At 70.5% G+C, this 18,296-nt stretch carries 13 protein-coding genes; 10 read left to right on the top strand and 3 right to left on the bottom strand.

Annotation, left to right across the window (positions count from 1 at the left end; translation table 11 throughout):
- Positions 1-31: 31 nt before the first annotated feature.
- The 4 genes from ACZ4E1_RS22005 (at position 32) to ACZ4E1_RS22020 (ending at position 5,212) form a co-directional block, all read left to right on the top strand.
- Positions 32-760: a ThuA domain-containing protein gene (locus ACZ4E1_RS22005; protein ID WP_467541611.1), complete on the top strand. Its 729-nt coding sequence runs from the start codon at positions 32-34 to the stop codon at positions 758-760.
- Entirely contained in the window at positions 757-1,836 is a 1,080-nt protein-coding gene (locus ACZ4E1_RS22010) for a Gfo/Idh/MocA family protein (protein ID WP_467541613.1), read from the top strand. The genes ACZ4E1_RS22005 and ACZ4E1_RS22010 overlap by 4 nt, the downstream gene beginning before the upstream one ends.
- 533 nt (positions 1,837-2,369) lie before the next feature.
- A complete protein-coding gene (locus tag ACZ4E1_RS22015; protein WP_467541616.1) occupies positions 2,370-3,710 on the top strand; it encodes an MFS transporter in 1,341 nt (446 codons plus the stop codon).
- On the top strand, positions 3,710-5,212 hold the full coding sequence (locus tag ACZ4E1_RS22020) for an aromatic amino acid ammonia-lyase (RefSeq protein WP_467541619.1): 1,503 nt from the start codon (positions 3,710-3,712) through the stop codon (positions 5,210-5,212). Before ACZ4E1_RS22015 ends, ACZ4E1_RS22020 begins: the two co-directional genes overlap by 1 nt.
- Before the next feature lie 57 nt (positions 5,213-5,269).
- Here the strand turns inward: ACZ4E1_RS22020 and ACZ4E1_RS22025 are convergent, their stop codons facing one another.
- Positions 5,270-6,295 (bottom strand): LacI family DNA-binding transcriptional regulator, encoded by a 1,026-nt coding sequence (locus ACZ4E1_RS22025; protein ID WP_467541621.1) that lies wholly within the window; start codon positions 6,293-6,295, stop codon positions 5,270-5,272.
- 213 nt (positions 6,296-6,508) lie between these two features.
- Here ACZ4E1_RS22025 and ACZ4E1_RS22030 point away from each other — a divergent pair, with 213 nt between their 5' ends.
- The 3 genes from ACZ4E1_RS22030 (at position 6,509) to ACZ4E1_RS22040 (ending at position 10,509) form a co-directional block, all read left to right on the top strand.
- Complete coding sequence (locus ACZ4E1_RS22030; RefSeq protein WP_467541623.1) at positions 6,509-7,294, top strand: Tat pathway signal sequence domain protein; 786 nt, start codon at positions 6,509-6,511, stop codon at positions 7,292-7,294.
- 149 nt (positions 7,295-7,443) lie between these two features.
- Entirely contained in the window at positions 7,444-8,850 is a 1,407-nt protein-coding gene (locus ACZ4E1_RS22035) for a carbohydrate-binding protein (protein ID WP_467541625.1), read from the top strand.
- 18 nt (positions 8,851-8,868) lie between these two features.
- Positions 8,869-10,509 (top strand): glycosyl hydrolase family 8, encoded by a 1,641-nt coding sequence (locus ACZ4E1_RS22040; RefSeq protein ID WP_467541627.1) that lies wholly within the window; start codon positions 8,869-8,871, stop codon positions 10,507-10,509.
- A gap of 69 nt (positions 10,510-10,578) precedes the next feature.
- On the opposite strand, the gene ACZ4E1_RS22045 is transcribed toward ACZ4E1_RS22040, so the two are convergent.
- Both ACZ4E1_RS22045 and ACZ4E1_RS22050 read right to left on the bottom strand, forming a co-directional pair.
- Positions 10,579-13,512 (bottom strand): alpha-L-fucosidase, encoded by a 2,934-nt coding sequence (locus tag ACZ4E1_RS22045; RefSeq protein ID WP_467541629.1) that lies wholly within the window; start codon positions 13,510-13,512, stop codon positions 10,579-10,581.
- A 363-nt stretch (positions 13,513-13,875) separates the two neighbouring features.
- A complete protein-coding gene (locus tag ACZ4E1_RS22050; protein ID WP_467541631.1) occupies positions 13,876-14,898 on the bottom strand; it encodes a LacI family DNA-binding transcriptional regulator in 1,023 nt (340 codons plus the stop codon).
- 298 nt (positions 14,899-15,196) lie between these two features.
- On the opposite strand from ACZ4E1_RS22050, the gene ACZ4E1_RS22055 reads away from it, so the two are divergent.
- From ACZ4E1_RS22055 to ACZ4E1_RS22065, 3 genes are read left to right on the top strand one after another with little or no spacing between them, the layout of a single operon-like run.
- Positions 15,197-16,504: an ABC transporter substrate-binding protein gene (locus ACZ4E1_RS22055; protein WP_467541633.1), complete on the top strand. Its 1,308-nt coding sequence runs from the start codon at positions 15,197-15,199 to the stop codon at positions 16,502-16,504.
- A 3-nt stretch (positions 16,505-16,507) separates the two neighbouring features.
- Entirely contained in the window at positions 16,508-17,458 is a 951-nt protein-coding gene (locus tag ACZ4E1_RS22060; RefSeq protein ID WP_467541635.1) for a carbohydrate ABC transporter permease, read from the top strand.
- A complete protein-coding gene (locus ACZ4E1_RS22065; RefSeq protein WP_467541637.1) occupies positions 17,455-18,279 on the top strand; it encodes a carbohydrate ABC transporter permease in 825 nt (274 codons plus the stop codon). The genes ACZ4E1_RS22060 and ACZ4E1_RS22065 overlap by 4 nt, the downstream gene beginning before the upstream one ends.
- The last annotated feature ends 17 nt before the right edge of the window (positions 18,280-18,296 follow it).

Below are 18,296 nucleotides of genomic sequence, written 5' to 3' on the forward strand. Positions count from 1 at the left end.
CTCACGACCAGAGCCGACGAATGGGGACCCCTTGCGGATACTGGTGTTCAACGAGCATCACCACGAACGGACAAGGCCGGAGATCAGGGAGCGCTACCCCCTCGGCATCCACGGCACCCTCGCCGCGGCCCTGGGCGAGCGGCTCGGCCCGGAGGGCGACATCGATGTGGCCACCCAGGACCAGCCCGAACACGGCCTGGGGCCGGACCGGTTGGAGCGCACCGACGTCCTGGTCTGGTGGAGCCACCTGCTGCATGCCGAGATGGACGACGGCACGGTGCGACGGGTTCGGCAGCGCGTGCTGGCCGGCATGGGCCTTGTGGTGCTGCACTCGGGGGCCGGATCGAAACTCTTCACCTCGCTGATGGGAAGCAGCTGCGACCGCCGCTGGCGGCACGGTGACGACCGGCAACTGGTGTGGACAGTGAAACCCGGCCACCCGATCGCGGCAGGGGTTCCGCAGCCCCTGGTCATCGAGCACGACGAGATGTACGGCGAACCCTTCGACCTGCCCGAGCCGGACGAACTGGTCTTCATCAGCTGGTTCAGCGGCGGCGAGGTACTGCGCAGCGGCGCCTGCTACACCCGCGGGGCCGGCCGCGTTTTCTACTTCAGCCCCGGGGACCAGGAGTGCCCCGTCTATCACCAGTCCGGTGTGCAGCAGGTGATCGCCAACGCCGTCCGCTGGGCCGCGCCCGCGGGACCGGTCGTCAGCCCCTTCCGGGGCACCTCCGCCCCCGAGGGGTGGTGGGCCGGGTGACCCCACGGACCGATGCCGCGCTCCGCCCTGCGTTCGCCACCGTCGACACGAGCGGACCGCTGCGGGCCGTGCTCGTCGGCGCCGGGTTCATGGGCCGGCACTGGGCCCGCGAGCTCGGCGCCCACGCGGACACCCGTCTGGTCGGCTGGGTGGACCAGGACGCCGGCCGGCTCGCCGATGCCCTCGGGCAGCTACCGGATCCCGGCCCGGAACAGGAAGCCATCCGTACGGGGGCCGGGCTCGCGGAGACGCTGGAGGCGGTGCGGCCGGACCTCGTCCTCAACTGCACGACCCCGGCCGCGCATGCCGAAACCACCATCGCCGCCCTGGAGTTCGGCTGCGCCGTGCTCACCGAGAAGCCCATGGCGCCGGACCTCGCGCAGGCCCGGACCCTGGTGGCCGCGTCGGAGCGCACCGGCAGGCTGCTCGCGGTCACCCAGGACCGGCGCCGGCTCGCCGGAGTCGTGGCACTGCGGGAGGCCGCCCAACGCCTTGCCCCGCTGAACCGGCTGGAGATCGACTTCCGGCTGCCCCACCGGGCGGGGCCCCTCGCGGACCGGGACGAGCCGCTGCTGCGCGAGATGGCCATCCACTTCTTCGACGCCGCACGCTCGGTCACCGGCGCCGACGCGCTCTCCGTCTTCTGCGAGACCTCCCGGACCGCGTGGTCGTGGTACCCGGGCCACTGCTCCGCGGACGCGCTGTTCGCCATGGAGGGCGGAGTGACCTTCGCGTTCACCGGCTGCTGGACGGCCCGCTCCTCCTTCACGTCCTGGAACGGCACCTGGTACATCGAGGGCGCGAACGGCTCCGCGCGCTGGGACGGCACGCACGCGCCCCTGGTGACGCCTGCGCGGGCCGAGGGCGAGCCCGAGCCCGCCGCGACCGCCGTGCCGGTCGCGGTGCAGGACTCGCCGTTCCCCGGTCTGGCCGAGGTCCTGGACGGTTTCGTCACCGCTCTGCGCACCGGTGCGGCCCCGGCCGGCGAATGCCATGACAACCTCCGCAGCCTGGCCATGGTCGAGGCCGCTGTCGCCGCGGCCCGCACGGGCCGCCGCGTTCCCGTCGAGCGCTGAGCAGCGCGCGTCGGGCCTGTTCCACCCCTCCCTTCCCATCCCCGCACAAGCAAACCCGCAGAAGGGAGATCCGCGTCCGCTCGCCGCCGGGCGGGGGCCGCGCCGCGCGACGGGTCAGCACCCGCCGCGGCCGGCCCCCGCCCGGCGGCCTGCGTTCACGGTTCCACCCTCGTGACGCCGAGTGTCACCGGCCGCATGCCGGCTGCGAGCTCCTCGACCTGGGCTGCGGCGGGTCGGTGGCGGGTGAAGCCGTCAGGGGCGGGCATCTCGGGGCGGACCGGTTCACGCGCGCTCCCACTCTTGACCACCTTCCGTTTAAGCGCTTCACTGAACCGCATCAGTAAGTGCCCCACCGCGCGGACAGCCCCCCGGGCGGTGGTCGTGCGCGGCGTGGACCACGCTCTTCGTCCCCGCACTTTCTGACCCGAACCATCGCGCATCGTGGTGCCACTCGTTCAGCGCGGCCGGCCCCCCACCGGCCCGATCCGTGTGGCAGCCGTGCGCCCACCCATCCTGTGCCGGGAGGCGCCTTCATGACGACCGAAGCAACCGTCCAGAGGAGAGCGGCAGCCGGTGGTCCCAAGGAACGGCTGACCAGGTTCCACCTGCGCGTGACCGCCACCACGTTCGGTGCGAACTTCTCCGACGGCTTCGCGCTGGGAGTCATCGGCGCCGTCCTGCCGACCCTGTCCACGTCGATGCACCTGAACGGCGTCTGGCAGGGCCTGCTCGGCTCCTCCGCGCTGATCGGTCTCTTCTTCGGCAGCGTGATCCTCGGCCGTGTGGCCGACGCCATCGGACGCCAGAAGCTCTACCTGTACAACTTCGTCCTGATCACGGTCGCCTCCGCCGCACAGCTGTGGGCGCACGATCCGTGGAGCCTGTTCGCCCTGCGCCTGCTGATCGGCTTCGGGCTCGGCGCCGACTACGCCGTGGGCCCGACCCTCCTCTCCGAGTTCTCCCCCCGGCGCCTGCGCGGTCTGCTGCTCGGCTCGCTCACCGTCCTGTGGACCGTCGGCTACGTGCTCGCCAACATCCTCGGCACCTACATCTCCCTCAGCGACAGCTCCGCCCATCTGCTGCTGGCCGCGGGCGCCCTCCCGGCCGCGCTCGTCCTGTTCCTGCGGATCGGCACCCCCGAGTCGCCGAGCTGGCTCGCGAGCCGGGGCCGGTTCGCCGAAGCCGACGAGATCCGCCGCCGCTACCTCGGGGAGGAACCCGAACCCCGCACCGCCCAGGACCAGGCGCCCCCGCCCGAGGTCACCCCGAGCTACAGCGAACTGTTCGCCCCCGGACAGCGTCGCAACACCTGGTTCGGCGCCATCTTCTACAGCGCGCAGGTCCTGCCGTACTTCGCGATCTACACCTTCATGTCGACGATCCTCGCCTCGCTCCACGTCGCGGACGCGGACACGCAGAACACGGTCCTCAACCTGTTCCTTCTGCTCGGTGGCGTGGTGGGACTGTGGCCGGTGCAGCGCATGGGCCGCCGGCCCTTCACCATCTGGACCTTCGTCGTCCTGACCGTGTGTCTCGCGGCGATGGCCGCGCTGAACGACCACTCCGGCCTCGTCCTGATGGTGCCGTTCGTGATCTACACGTTCGTGATGGCGGCCGCCTCCAACGTCACGCAGGTCTACCCGCCCGAGCTGTTCCCGACCGCGCTGCGCGGCGCCGGTGTCGGCTTCCTCAACGGCGCGAGCCGGGTCGCCTCCGCCGTCGGCACGTTCATCCTGCCGATCAGCCTCGACCGGCTCGGCGTCGGCTGGTCGATGGCCTGGCTGGCGGGCGTCCTGCTCCTCGGCACCCTGGCCAGCATCGCCTGGGCGCCCGAGACCCGGAACCTGGTGACCACGGAAGGCCTGCACCACTGATGACCGCCGCACACCCCGACGCCGTGCGCTTCGACGGCGCCTCCCTGACCGCGGGCCAGGTGACCGCCCTGGCCCGCACCCAGCGCCCCGTCCACCTGGACCCGCGGGCCAGAGCACGCGTGAGCGCGGCGCGCCCCGCGGCCGTCAAAGCCTCCGCCAGGCGCCCGGTCTACGGCCATTCCACCGGCGTCGGCGCCAACCGCACCACCGCGCTCGACGAGGACGCCACCCGCGCTTTCGGCCTGCGCCTGCTGCGCAGCCACGCCGGCGGCATCGGCCCCCTCGTCCCCGTCGAGCAGGCCCGGGCCATGCTCGCGGTGCGCCTCAACCAACTCCTGGGCGCCGGATCCGCCATCGACGTAGCCGTCGTCGACGCGCTCGCACAGGCCCTCACCCATGGCCACGTCCCCGAGATCCACGCGCTCGGCTCGCTCGGCACCGCCGACCTGACCGCGCTGGCCGAACTCGGCCTCACGCTCGTCGGCGAGCAGCCCTGGAAGCCGGGCACCGGCCTCGGCGCCCCGCCCCGACCGCTCACCCTGAGCTCCTGGGACGCGCTGCCGCTGCTCTCCAGCAGTGCGCTGACCATCGGCCAGGCGGCGCTCGCCGCCACCGATCTGCGTACCCTGCTGGACCGCCTGCCGCTGGTCGCGGCCCTGTCGCTCACCGCCGTGCACGGCTCCCTGGAGCCGTACGCCCCCGCCGTCCACGCCCGTCGGCCGCACCCCGGCGCCCAGCAGGTCGCCGCCCGCATGACCGCACTGCTCGACCGCGCCGACTGGAGCCCGTCGCTGGTCCAGGACCCGTTCGGATTCCGCTGCCTGCCCCAGGTCCACGGCGCCGCCATGGACGCCTGGACCGCGCTCGACAGCGTCCTCACGGTGGAGCTCAACGCCAGCGCCGAGAACCCGCTCCTCGACGGCGAGGACTACTACCACCACGGAGGTTTCCACCAGGCGCCGCTCGCCCTGGCCCTGGACCACATGCGCCTCGCCCTCCTGGGCACCGCACAGCTCACCACCGCCCGGCAGGGCGCGCTCAACGAACCCGCCTTCACCGGCCTGCCCCCGTTCCTGGCCCAGGCGGAGAACGGGAGCAGCGGCCTGATGATCACCGAGATCGCCGCGCACAGCGCGCTCGCCGAACTGCGCGGCGTGGCACAGCCGGTGACACTCGGTCATGCCGTGGTCTCCCGGGGGGTCGAGGAACACGCCAGTTTCGCCGCCACCGCCGCGCGCCGCCTGACCGAAGCGGTGGACCACTTCGGCCTCGTCCTGGCCTGCGAACTCGTCGGGGCGGTGCGCGCCCTGCGCATGCTGGGCCGCACCCCGCCCGGAGACGGCGAGCTGTCCCGCTTCCACGAGGCGGCCGCGGCCGTCCTCGACCCCGATCTCGCCGACCACAAACCGACCGCGGACGTCCACGCCGCGGCGGCGCTGCTGCGCTCGGCGGACCTGGACCTGCCGATCGGGGCCGGCTCCGTGCCCGTCCGGACTCGCTGAACCGGCCTCGGCCCCGGCTCGGGCGTCACCGGGCCGAAGCCGGGGCCGGGCCACGCTTCAGACGGGGCGGGACCCGTCGCGCGGTGGACCCGCGACCGAGCCGCGCCACTGCACGCTCGGCGCCAGTACCTTGCGTCGACTGCGCCTGCCCTCCTCGACGGCCTTCACCGTGCGCTCGACGATGAGATCGAGCAACTCCTCGACGGGCCAGCGGTAGCTGGACAGCGGCGGGGTCAGGAGCCGGGACAGGGGCTGGTCGTCGTAGCCCAGCACGGACACGTCGTGCGGCACGGCCAGGCCGAGGTCCCGGGCGGCGGCGTAGACCCCGTACGCCATCGAATCGCCCAGGCACAGGAACGCGGTGGGGCGGTCCGGCCGGTCAAGTGCCGTGCGCGCCACCTCGGTTGCGCCCTCCAGGTCGTACGGCGAGGTGAACACGGTCACCGCCAGGCCCAGTTCGTCCGCCACCCGGTGGACCATGCTCTCGGCCGGCCGGTCGGGGGTGCTCGCCAGGCCCGGCGTCACGACCCCGATGGCGCGGTGGCCCGCGGAGGCGAGCCGGCCGAGCGCGTCGGTGACGCCCAGCTCGTTGTCGAAGACCACCTCGGCCGCCGTGGTCACCCCGGGGAGGCCGTCGCCGATCGAGATCAGGGCGGTCTGCCCGGCGACCTGCTTCCAGTGCGCGGCGGCGGGATCGACGGGCAGCACGATCAGCGCGTCCACCCGCTGGGCCGCGAGGTGCGAGGCCAACCGGGCCTCCAGCTGCGGGTCGTTGCAGGCGTCGACGAGCAGGGCGTGCCGACCGGTCGCCAGCAGCCTGCGGCCGAGGGCCGCCGCGAGCCCCTGCTGCCACACGTCGGTCAGCGACTGGCACAGCACCCCGACGGTGTCGGTGCGACCGGAGGCCAACGCCCTCGCGATCGGGTCGACCTGATAGCCGAGCCGGTCCGCCGCCTCGCGCACCCGCCGCTGGGTCTCCGGCGGCACCTGCAGGCCGCGCAGGGCGTAGGACACGGCAGCGGGGGAGAGGCCGGTGTCCTTCGCGATGTCGCGCAAGGTGATACGTCGCTGGTTGTTGGGCACGCGGACAGTCTATGAGCCGGAGCCCGAGCCCCTCTTGGGCGCCGAGGCGCGCCGTCCCGCGCGCACGGACCGTGCCCTTGGCGCATCATGGTCCGATCTTTTCGGTCCAGACCATTGACCGGGGCACGTCACGCCGGGACTCTGTTGCATGTTGATGAACGTCGGTCATGTATATGAACGACGTCACCGTCGCCACTGTGAAAGGACTGACCGATGGGCACGTCCCGCAGAACACTGCTAGGCGCCGCACTCGGCGGAGCCGCCGCAGCCGCCGTCGGCCTGCCGGCCGCTCCCGCCTCGGCCTCCTCCTGGGCGCTGAAGTGGAACCCGTCTCCCTACGACGACGGGCTCGGCGCGTTCGAGACGGTCGAGGACGACCGCGCCGACTCGCACCCCGAGGGGCAGCCGCACATCTACGTCGAGGACAACACCTACCGCTTCAACATGCACATGGTGGACCGGGACACGTCCACCGACCGCCAGCGCCAGGAGGTCACCGGCAACCGCACGTCCTCCAGCAGCTATCTCCAGTGGCTGCCCGGGCAGACCTGGCGGGTCACGTACTGGATGTACATCCCGAGCTCGCTCAAGGCCACGACGTCCTTCACGCACATCATGCAGATGAAGGAGCCGGGCACCGGCACCTCCCCGATCGTGGTGCAGTCGCTGCGCCGGGTGAGCGGCGCCCAGACGATCGAGCTGGCGCTGCCCCTCTCCGGGACCCTCGTGGGCCGTACGTCGCTCGACCCGCTCCACGACACCTGGACCAAGGTGGACTTCCGGATCAAGGTCGGTGACGGCACGTCCGGCACGGTCCGCTGGATCCTCAGCGACGGCACGAACACCATCATCGACAAGTCGCTGAGCGGCGTCGACACCCTCATCGCCGACCGGGTCCGGCCCAAGTGGGGCATCTACCGGTCGCTCGGCGACACTTCTGGCTCGCTCCAGGACACATACATCCGCTTCAAGGACTTCCTCGGCTACCAGCTCGTCTGAACCGGACCCCTCCCGGGTCGGGCGAACCCGGGGCGACGTGTGTCCCGCGACTGTCAGGAACCTTTCCTGTCAGTCATCGGCGCCGTCGCCCCGCTCGTCCGCGCACGCACCTCGAACCCCCCAACTCCCCTTCTCCGGAGGTCGATACCGTGCACGTCTCCTTCCTTCAGGACCGCTCCCGCGGCGGCACCGCGCTCGCTGCGCTCTGTGCCCTGCTTCTGTGTCTCTTCTCCCTGCAGTTCGCCGCCTCGCCGGCCTCCCGCGCCGCGGCGACCGCGACCGACTACCAGGCCGAGGACGCGACGATCTCGCAGGGCACGGTCGCCACGAACCACACCGGATACACCGGCACCGGGTTCGTCGACTACACCAACGTCACCGGCTCGTACGTGCAGTTCACCGTCGACGCGGCAAGCGCGGGCAGCACCTCGCTCGCCTTCCGCTTCGCCAACGGCACGACGACCGACCGCCCGATGAACATCTCCGTCAACGGCACCGTCGTCGCCTCGAACGTCTCGTTCCCCGCCACGGCCGACTGGGACACCTGGGCCACCAAGACCGTGAACGTCTCCCTGAACGCGGGCAGCAACACCGTCCGCGCCACCGCCGTCACCGCGAACGGAGGCCCCAACCTCGACAAGCTGACCGCGGGTTCGGTACCGGCCGCCACACCGGGCATGGCCGTCGCCCCGTACGAGTACCTCGGCTGGGGCAGCCCGCAGGACCCGACCCAGGTGATGGCCGCGACCGGCGTCAAGTGGTTCACCCTCGCCTTCATCCTCTCCGACGGCACCTGCAACCCGGCCTGGGACGGCTCACGCCCGCTGACCGGCGGCAGCGACCAGTCGAAGATCAACGCGATCCGCGCGGCCGGAGGTGACGTGATCGTCTCCGTCGGTGGCTGGAGCGGCGCCAAACTCGGCGAGAAGTGCACCAGCGCCTCGGCGCTCGCGGGCGCCTACCAGAAGGTCATCAACGCCTACGGCCTCAAGGCCCTCGACATCGACATCGAGAACACGGAGTGGGCGAGTGCCACCGTGCGCCAGCGCGTCATCGACGCCCTGAAGATCGTGAAGGCGAACAACGCGGGCATCAAGACCGTCATCACGTTCGGCACGACGAGCAGCGGGCCCGACGCGACCGGCATCGACATGATCAAGCGGGGCGCCGCCTCCGGCCTGGCGAACGACGTCTGGTGCGTCATGCCGTTCGACTTCGGCGGCGGCACGGGCAACATGGGCACCCTGACCGTCCAGGCCATGGAAGGCCTCAAGGCGCAGGTCAAGTCCGCCTACGGGTACAGCGACTCGGTCACCTACGCGCACATCGGCCTCTCGTCGATGAACGGCACGACCGACGACGCCGGTGAGCTCGTCCGGATCAGCGACTTCCAGACGATGCTCACCTACGCGCAGCAGCACCACATCGGCCGCCTCACCTACTGGTCCGTCAACCGCGACCGGTCGTGCGGCTCCGGCTCCGACGGCGACTCGTGCAGCGGCGTGACACAGCAGCCGTACGACTACCTCAAGGTCCTCGTCCAGTACACCGGTTGAGAAGGGGGAACCACCGCCATGAAGCTGAACAGACGCAGACGCGCCCTTGCCGCGGTCGTGCCGTTCGCACTCGCGCTCCCGATGCTCGCACTCGGCGCGGGAAGCGCCGACGCGGCCACCGACTTCCAGGCCGAGGACGCGACGATCTCGCAGGGCACGGTCGCCACGAACCACACCGGATACACCGGTACCGGGTTCGTCGACTACACCAACATCACCGGCTCGTACGTGGAGTTCGGCGTGAGCGAGGCGTCGGCGGCGACCGTCCCGGTCGCCTTCCGCTACGCCAACGGCACGAGTGCCGACCGCCCGATGGACATCTCCGTGAACGGGACCGTCGTCGCCACGAACGTGTCCTTCCCCGTCACCGCCGACTGGGACACCTGGGCGACGAAGACCGTGAACCTGCCCCTCCAGGCCGGCGCCGGCACGATCCGTGCGACGGCGACCACCGCGAACGGGGGACCCAACCTCGACAAGGTCACCGTCGGGGCGCCGGCGTCCACCGGGCCCGCGGTGCCCTTCGGCAGCCATCAGTTCCCGTACGTGGCAGGGACCCTGAAGCCGACAGGGACTCAGGCCGGCCTCGACCAGGCCGTCCTGTCCAAGTACACCGCCTGGAAGTCCGCGTTCGTACGACAGAACTGCGGCAACGGCTGGTACGAGATCATCTCGCCGGACGCCGACCACCCCTACGTCGCCGAGGCGCAGGGCTACGGCATGGTCGTCACGGCCCTGATGGCGGGCGCCGACCCCGACGCGAAGAAGATCTTCGACGGCCTGGTGAAGTACATGCTGGCGCACCCCTCCGTGCACAACTCCTCGCTGCTCGCCGCCGAGCAGGACTCCTCCTGCAAGAGTGTCGACGGCTCGGACTCGGCGACCGACGGGGACCTGGACGTGGCCTACGGGCTGCTGCTCGCCGACAAGCAGTGGGGCAGCGCGGGCACGTACGACTACAAGAGCCTCGCGGTGAAGCACATCAACGCGATCAAGGCCGACGAGGTGAACCCGAGCACCCACCTGACGAAGCTCGGAGACTGGTCGTCCTCCGGCGATCAGTACTACTACGTCACGCGGTCCTCGGACTGGATGATCGACCACTTCAGGGCGTTCCGGCGGGCCACGGGCGATGCCGCCTGGGACACGATCCGGGCCGCCCACCAGAACCTGATCACTTCCCAGCAGGCCACGTACGCGTCCGGCACCGGCCTGCTCGCGGACTTCGTCGTCGGCACGAACGGGACGCCGAAGCCGGCGGCCGGACAGGTCCTGGAGAGCCCCAACGACGGCGACTACAGCTGGAACGCCTGTCGTGACCCGTGGCGCATCGGGACCGACGCCGTCACCAGCGGCGACCCGGCCTCGCTCGCCTCGGCGAGGAAGCTGAACGCGTGGATCAAGACGACGACGGGCGGCAGCCCGGCGGCCGTCGTCACCGGCTATCACCTCAACGGATCGGCGTACGACAGCGGTCACGACATGGCGTTCACCGCGCCGTTCGCCGTCACCGCGCTCACCGACCCGGGCTCGCAGGTCTGGCTCGACGCCCTGTGGACCAAGCTCGCCGGTACCGCGATCGACCCGGCGCTCTACTACGGAGGCAGCGTGCAGCTCCAGTCGATGATTGTCGCGTCCGGCAACTACTGGGTCCCCTGACCCGGATCCCCCTGCGGTCGGCGCGGCGGCCACCTCGTTCAGTGGCCGCCGCGCCGTCCGCCTCACGGGCTACGGGGACGGGACGGGCGACAGGGACAGCCGATCCAGGTCGGGACCTCCGCTCTCCGGATTGAAGACCTTGATGGAGTTGGCTCCGGCGTCGAGCGTCACCGGGACCGATGTGGTCCGCGGTGTCGTGTTGCCGGTGTCGGTGACCGTGACACGGACGGGAGCACCACCATTGACGCTGATGTCGTACGAGCGCGTTCCGTTCACCGTGTAGTCGAGGTGCAGGGAGTAGGTGCCGCCCTGAGCCACCTCGACGTCGGGGAAGGTGAGCGAGTCCTCCGGTGTGCCGCCGATGTTGCGGACCTTCTCCGCCCCGGAGCAGGGGGCGCAGGAGGCGGGGCCGACGTTCGGCCCCAGCACGTTCGCGGAGTCCTCGGCCTCCCTGGCCCACACCCGGTCCGCGGGCAGCGGCCGGATGCGTACGGGGCTGGACACCTGCTCGTCCTGGCCCAGGTAGCGGAAGCTCGCACGGACCGGCACGTCTGTCGAGCCGACGTCCTGGCCCGGGGGAGAGGTCACCGTCCAGGTGCCGTGCAGCTGCCGGCCCAGGCGCAGCGCCTCGGCCGTCACCGCACCGCCTTCGACGGTCCAGCCCTCAGGGACCTGAGGAGCGAGGGTGACCCCGTCCACCTGCTCGTCGTCCTCCATGCGCAGCGTGGCGTCGACTTCGACGCTCTGCCGGCCCCGGCCGACCCACTGCAGACCGTGGGGCCGCACGGTGAGCTTGGTCGAGGGGGTGTACGAGGACGGGGGCATCGGAGCCACCGCGATGCGGTCGAGTCCCGGAGTGTCGTCACTGCCGCCGAAGACCCGGACGGTGTTGTCTCCCGCCCGCAGCGTCACGGGGATCGCCGAGGACTCGGGGACGTCCGGGGCTCCGGCGAAGGTCGGCACCCGCACCGGGTCGGCACCGTTGACGCTGACCTTGAGGCTGCCGCTCCGGCCCGAGGTGTGGTCGAGCTGCAGCCGGAAGTCGCCCGCCGTGTCGGCCCGCACACCGGTGAAGGTCACGCCGGTTCCGTGCCCGAGACCGGTGACGCGCGCACCTGCGGAGCAGGCCGCACACGCGGAGGTGAGGGCGCCACGGCCCAGATCGGCGTCCTCCGCCTCCAGGGGCACAGGAGTCGCGGTGGCGGCGGGACGGTCGTACGCCACCTTGATCTCGTCGATCTTCAGCTGGTCGGCGAACGCCTGGGCCTGCGCTCCGCCCCACAGGCTGCGTACGTCGAGCTTGAGGTAGCGCGCCTGCCGGTCCCCGATGTCGATGAACTGGACGCCGCGCGCACTGCGCAGCGCCCCGGAGCGCACGACCTTCCAGTCGTCGCCGTCGTTGCTCGCGAGGACGCGGTAGTCCTTGATGCGCGCCGAGTCCTCCAGGCGACCGAACGTGGCGCGGGCCCCGGTGGGCGACCACTCCCGCTGATGCACCGCCAGCGACACGGCCTTGCGCCGCTTGCCCAGATCGAGGGTGACGGTGGCCGCTCCCTTACCGTCGTTGTCCCAGTACGTCGTGAAGTCGCCGTCGGTCAGCGCGTTGGCGCCGTGCCCGTCGGCGGAGGAGGAAGCGGTGGCCTTGACGGTGCCGGCGGGGTAGTAGTCCTGCGTGCCGTCGGTGGTCACCTTGAAGACGGTGTCGTACCGGTCCCAGTCCGTGACGCCGAGGATCGACAGGTGGCCGCCGGACTGGCTGAACGCCAGCGGCTTCCCGGTGCGCAGGTCGGTCACCTTCTGCGCCGTGTAGCCGTTGTCGCGCAGCCGGACCATGTCGCCGCGCGGGCGCGTGACCACGTGCACGTACTGGGTCTTCGGTCCGTCGGCGCGGGAGACGGTGACGACGCCGTGCGCGCCGTCGTTCCACAGGCCGGGCTGCATGCCGCCGTACATGTAGCCGCCGCCGTCGACGCCGTGCACGGACTCGCGGATCGGGTCGACCCACTTGCCCATGAACGCGTTGTACGCCTCCTGCTGCGCGGGGAATTTGCCGTTCACCATCGGGGTCTCGCCCATCAGGGACTTGATGGAGGAGCCGGCATTGGTGATGTAGCGGCCGGTGCTCAGGCGTACGTCGACGGGGGAGTCCTGGCCGGAGTACCACCAGTCGCCCGTCGAGGGCAGCTTGTAGTCGGCCTCGGTCAGACGCGGCATCGGGACGGTGACGGCCGCCGGATAGTCGTAGGACGGGACCATGCCGGTCTTCTGCTCGTTGCTGACGGTGTCCATCTCCGGCGTGTCCTCGTTGTTGTTGCTCAGCAGCCAGGACGGGTGCCGCTGGTGGACCTGCTCGTAGAGGTGGTGCTCCTCCCAGTACTCGTTGTCGTTGTCGATCCAGAATCCCGACAGGTCGTCGTAGCGGTCCATGACCTCGTGGAAGAGGTCGTAGCTGTACTCACCGAATCCCTGACGGGTGGTCAGGTCGACGTCCTTGCCCTTGTAGGCGGAGTACGCGGCGGAGTCGAGGGCCTCGTGGTCGAAGCGGTTGTGCCACTGCGGGTCGTCGGTCATGTAGAGGATGACGTGGACGCCCTTGGCCTTGCCCGCCGCTGTCAGTTCGCCGAGCAGGTCGCGTTCGGTGGCGCAGCTGCCGGGAATCTTCGACGGCCAGGGGCGGGCGTAGCCGAGCGCGCTGTGGAAGGTGGCCAGGACGATGTACGAGGCGCCGAGGTCGCGGGCCTGGTCGACCCAGTAGTCGGCGTTCCAGCCGCCGTCGGTGACGGCGCGCTCCCACTCCCGGCAGTCGGTGTGCATCGGAGTGGTGTACATGCCCCAGTGCAGGAACAGGCCGGCGGTGGAGTCGCGCAGCCACTCCTGGCGCGGATGCTGCACCTCGGCCCGGGCGGCGGGGGCGCCGCCGAGGAAGGTGGCGGCAAGGGCCAGGATCAGTGCGGCGCACAGCGTGCGCCAGTGATGTGGTTTTCGGTGGGACTCAGGTGTCATGGGTCTGGGTCGCCCTCTCGTGAGTGCCTCGCGTGGACGGAAACAGGCGAGGAGGGGAGCACCGGACGGGCGCGGTCTCACTGGTCGGCTCTGCGCGCTGCGCCCGGCCGTCGACGGTTCGTGGCTCGCGCGGCTGAGCAGTTCTCAGCCAGAGACATCCGAGGTCTCGCGAGCGAACGCCGGAACTGTACCCGGGTGAAGCCGACCACCGATATCCCTGTTTCCAGGGAATTTAGGCGAGTTGGGGGATCGGCTGGTCGGCATCTGTTCGGAATCTCGAATGTGCGGGAGCGGGTCGACGGGGTCAGCGAGATACAGATCGGAGGTGTGATGGAGCGAGTGTGCGAAATCGCGCCCGTACGGTCAGGTCGACCGGCGGACCACGAGACGCGGCGTGATGACGGTCTCCGGCTGCGGGTCTCCGCCCTGGATCAGCGCCGCGACCTGCTCCACCGCGGCACGGCCGACCTGTCGCTTGTCCACGTGCAGTGTGGTGAGCGGGGGGTCCACCAGCTCGCCGAGCATCAGACCGTCGCACCCGACGAACGCGCAGTCGTCCGGCACCGCGAGTCCGCGCCGCAGTGCGCGGCGCTGCGCTCCGACGGTGATGAGGTCGTTGTAGCCGAGCACGGCCGTGGCGTCGGGGTGTTCGGCCAGGATCCGGTCCATGCCGCGGGCGCCGCCCTCCGCCGAGTTGGCGACGGGCACGACCCAGGTCTCGGCCGGGTCCAGGCCGTACTCGGTGACCAGGGAGCGGAAGAGGTGGTGGCGGGTGCGCGGTGCCGCCGCGTCGTCGCGCCCCTGGTCGTCGAGCATGACGATACGGCGGTGCCCGGCGTCGGTGAGATGCTCCAGCGCCTGGCGCATGCCTGCCTCGAAGTCGATGCGGACTCCGCCGACGCCCGGCAGGCGGGTGTTGTGATCGAGCAGCACCAGGGGGATGCCGCTGTCGCGGACGCGCTGGGCGGCCGTGTCGTCGTCGAAGTACGCGATACAGGCGTCGACATGGTCGGCGATGGTGGCCGCCACGGTCTGCTCGCGCTCCAGAGCGGACCCGGTGCTGTAGACCGCGATCTGCCAGCCGCGCTCGTCGGCGGCGTCCAGCACGCCGGCGGCGACCTCGGGGAAGAACGGGTTGAGCACGTCGGCGACGACCAGGCCCAGTGTCGTCAGGCCGGGGCCCGCCATGCCGCGGGCGTGCCGATTGGGCCGGTAGCCGAGTGCCTGGGCGATCTGCAGGACGCGCTCGCGGGTGGCCGGGTCGATCTCCGGCTTGTCGTTGATCGCGCGCGAGACGGTCTGCCTGCTGACTCCGGCGGAGCGTGCCACGTCGTCGATGGTGATGCTGCGGCGGGCGCCGTCTCGGTCGGTGCGGGGGGTGGGCATCCAGAGCCCTCCTTTCTGGCTGCCCAAGTGTGGCCCGCCGCCTCGGGGCCGGATGGTTCACGTGAGCGCTCACGGCCATCATGGGCAGGCGTTTTCGGAGTGTCAACGTCCTTGCCGATCAGTGGTGTTGCGCTGCCGGTCGGTGGATCCGAGCTTTTGCGCGCACCTGTATTGACGTGAGGTCCGGCTGCCTCCAAGGTACTCCGTGAGCGCTCCCGGGAACGCTCACGGGACCGTTCACGGCCCGGGTTCCCGTGCGTCCGGCGCCCCTGGTGTCCCGATCCGACGGAGGACCGCGTTGCGTATCACGTCACCCACCCGAACCGCCTCGGCCGCACTGACCGTGGCCCTCCTCACCGCCGCGCTGGCCGGCTGCACCGTCGACGAGGGCGCCAGCACGTCGGGCCAGGAGGGCAAGGGGAAGCAGCAGATCACGTTCCTGACCTTCGAGACCCCGAACCTGACGCCCGCCTACTGGGACGCGGCGATCAAGCGGGTCACCCGCACGTACCCGGACATCACGGTGAAGAAGCTGGTCGCGCCGACCGCCGACCGCACCGCCTACGCCAAACAGCTGCTCGCCTCTGGGCAGTTCCCCGACGTCATGATCGCCGTCGCGCCGACCGGCCTCGGCGACGCGGGCAACCTGTACGCCTGGCAGGACACGGAGCTCAAGGACTTCGCGGTCCCCGACGGCGGCGCCATCGGCGGCAAGGTGTACCAACTGCCCGCCAACACCCAGTCGATACCGGTCGTCTACTACCGCAAGTCCATGTTCGAGAAGGCCGGCATCTCCGCACCGCCGAAGACGTACGACGAACTCGTCGCGGACTCCGGCAAGTTGAAGGCGAAGGGGCAGCAGCCGTTCGTCGTCGGCGGCGGCAAGGACGCCTTCCCCACCGTGCTGCCGCTGACCGGAGCCGTCGCCACCGACGTCTACAAGAAGGACCCCGACTGGATGGTCCACCGCCGCGAGGGCAAGGTGAAGTTCACCGATCCGGCGTTCGTCGGCGCCCTGACGAAGATCCAGAATCTCGCCCGCAGCGGCTACATCGACAAGAAGATGGTGTCCCTCGACTACGCCGCGACCGAGCAGGCCTTCCTCAAGGGCAAGGGCGCGATGTACCCCATGGGCTGCTGGTTCGCCGCGGCCGCCGACAAGAGCGACCTCAAGGACGACATCGGCGTCTTCAACTGGCCCACGGACGACGGCTCCGTGCTCTCCTCCGGCTACACCGGCGGCGGCCTGTCGGTGAACGCGCACTCCAAACACCTCGACGCGGCGAAGAAGTTCGCGCTCGCCTTCCAGCTCGACAAGTCGAACCTCGACAACTCGGTTAAGTCCGACTCCCTGTTCCCCGCCGTCAAGGGCTACACGCCGCCCACCGACACCGGCCCGGTCTTCAAGGAGTCCTACGACCTGTGGCAGGAATCGGTGCGCCGGAAGGCGACGGTGAAGGCGTTCGCCTGGGAGACCGGCGGCGACGCGCTGCTGCCCGGCCTCGACGCCAAGGTGCACGCGGCCGTCCAGGACGTGATCCTCGGCCGCAAGAGCCCACAGGAAGCCGCCCGGTTCCTGGACGCCGAATGGGAAAAGGCCTCCTGATCCATGGCGACCCACACACAACTGCGCCCACGGGCGAAGGTGTCGGCACCCGCCGGCGCCGCTCGCCCGGGGCGCCGCCGAAGGCTCCGCTCCGCGCTCGGCCGGTTCGCCGTCTTCGGCGCCCCCGGGATGCTGGTCTACGCGTGCTTCGTCCTGGCCCCCGTCCTGCTGAGCGTGGGCTACAGCCTCACGAACTACAACCCGTTCAGCCCGCCGAGCGAGTTCACCGGCCTGCGCAACTACCGCCTCCTGTTCCAGGACGAGGAGTTTCTCCAGGCACTCAAGGTCACCGTGCAGCTGACGGTGATGCTCGTCGTCCTGCCGAACGTCGCGGGCCTCGGCATCGCCGTACTGCTCGACCGCAAAGGCTGGTTCTACAACGCCTGGCGCGCCGTGTTCTTCGTCCCCGTCGTCCTCAGCTCGGTCGTCGTGTCCGTCGTGTGGACCCGGCTCCTCGCCGACGACGGCGTCGTCAACCAGGCCCTCGGCTGGTTGGGCATCGACCCCGTCGGCTGGCTCTCCGACCCGTCCCTCGCGCTCTACTCGCTCGGCGTGATCATGGCCTGGCAGATGCTCGGCTTCTGCGTCGTGGTGTACCTGGCCGGCCTGCAGTCCGTACCGGGTGAACTCCTGGAGGCGGCGGCCATCGACGGGGCGGGGCCCGTCGCCCGGTTCCGGCACGTCACCTGGCCGCTGCTCGCGCCTGCCCTGACCGTGAACACGGTCGTCCTGCTCATCACCGCCTTCAAGGCGTACGACCACATCCAGGTGATCACCGGAGGCGGCCCGGGATCGGGCACCACCGCGACGCTCTCCCTGGTGATCCTGCAGACCGGATTCACCGCGAACCGGCAGGGCTACGCCTGCGCGATGGCCGTCGTCATGCTCGTGATCGTCGCGACGGCGTCCACGCTCGTGCTGCGGGTCCTGCGACGCCGGGAGGTGGAACTGTGACCAGAACGCCCTGGCTGCGCCCCCTGACCGTCACCGTGCTCGGCTGCGTCTTCGCGGTGCCGCTGTACGTGGTCCTCGCCAACGCCTTCAAGCACGGCCCCGACATCGCCCCCCACCCCGCGAACCTGCCGCTGCCACCGACCCTCGACAACCTCGTCAAGGTCACCTCGCGGCCCGACCATCTCTTCTGGGTCAGCCTCACCAACAGCCTGGTCGTCACCACCTTCTCGGTGATCGTCCTGACGGTCCTGTCCGCCATGCTCGGCCACTACCTGGCCCGCACCTCGTCGCGCTGGGGAACGGTCGCCACGCTGGTCCTGCTGTGTGGCCTGATGATCCCGCCGCAGGTCATCCTGCTGCCCCTCACCCAGGTGCTGCGCACCTTCGACCTGATGGCGACCGTGCAGGGGCTCGTCCTGTTCAACGTCGGCTACTACGTGCCCTTCGGGGTCTTCGTCTTCGCCGGATTCGTCAAGGGCGTCCCCTTGGAACTGGAACAGGCCGCGGCGATCGACGGGGCGGGCTGGTTCCGCACGTTCTGGCAGATCGTCTTCCCGCTGCTGCGGCCGGCCACCGCCAGCTCCGTCATCTTCTTCGGCGTATGGATCTGGAACGACTTCCTCAACCCCCTGATCATCCTCGGCCCCAGCTCCGGCACCACCGTGACGACCGGCATCTACCGCGCCATCGGCCAGTACCAGGCCGACTTCGGCACCGTCTTCGGGCTGATGCTGCTGGCCACGCTGCCGATCCTCGTCCTGTACCTCGCGCTGCAGAAGCAGTTCGTGAAGGGCCTCACCGGTGGCGCCACCAAGGGCTGACCCCGCTTCTGTTCCTC

It is taken from the genome of Streptomyces sp. NPDC025806 (assembly GCF_055558275.1).

Coding starts and splice junctions, on each gene's coding strand:
- ACZ4E1_RS22040 (WP_467541627.1), top strand. CDS start 8,869: ATGAAGCTGAACAGACGCAGACGCGCCCTTGCCGCGGTCGTGCCGTTC.
- ACZ4E1_RS22060 (WP_467541635.1), top strand. CDS start 16,508: ATGGCGACCCACACACAACTGCGCCCACGGGCGAAGGTGTCGGCACCC.
- ACZ4E1_RS22020 (WP_467541619.1), top strand. CDS start 3,710: ATGACCGCCGCACACCCCGACGCCGTGCGCTTCGACGGCGCCTCCCTG.
- ACZ4E1_RS22050 (WP_467541631.1), bottom strand. CDS start 14,898: ATGCCCACCCCCCGCACCGACCGAGACGGCGCCCGCCGCAGCATCACC.
- ACZ4E1_RS22030 (WP_467541623.1), top strand. CDS start 6,509: ATGGGCACGTCCCGCAGAACACTGCTAGGCGCCGCACTCGGCGGAGCC.
- ACZ4E1_RS22015 (WP_467541616.1), top strand. CDS start 2,370: ATGACGACCGAAGCAACCGTCCAGAGGAGAGCGGCAGCCGGTGGTCCC.
- ACZ4E1_RS22045 (WP_467541629.1), bottom strand. CDS start 13,512: ATGACACCTGAGTCCCACCGAAAACCACATCACTGGCGCACGCTGTGC.